General features: G+C 67.5%; 1 pseudogene. It reads left to right on the top strand.

The window, feature by feature from the left end:
* A pseudogene (locus ACLBXP_RS25245) lies at nt 1–468 on the top strand (M10 family metallopeptidase C-terminal domain-containing protein); the annotation flags it as partial.

Here is a 468-nt window from a genome sequence, read left to right as displayed (position 1 = left end):
CGCGACAAGGCCTACCAGCCGATCCTGGGGCTCGGCACCAACACGCTGGTGAGCAACAGCCGCTTCGTGGACCTGCCCAGCGATGGCATCTCGATCGCCAGCGGGCGCATCACCGGCAACCTGATCATCGGGGGCGGCTACCAGACCCGGGCGCACGCCGACGCGATCTCGATCTCGGGCTTTGCCACCAACGGGGCGATCCAGATCACCGACAACCTGATCGACTGGCGCACGCCCGCCGACGCCAAGGTCGCGACCAACCAGGCGATCCGGGCAACGTCCGACAAGGGGCCGATCCGCGACCTCAGCATCAGCCGCAACGTGCTGCTGGGGGGCGCCTACACCGTCAGCATCGAGGACAGCTGGGGCGGAGCCGGCAGCATCACGGGCACGCGCATCACCGACAACCTCATCGACGCCGGGCTCTACGGAACGCTCTACCCCGCAAAACCAGCAGACCTCCTGTAC

It is taken from the genome of Methylobacterium sp. A54F (assembly GCF_053346035.1).
This window is presented reverse-complemented; position numbering and strand designations above follow the sequence as displayed.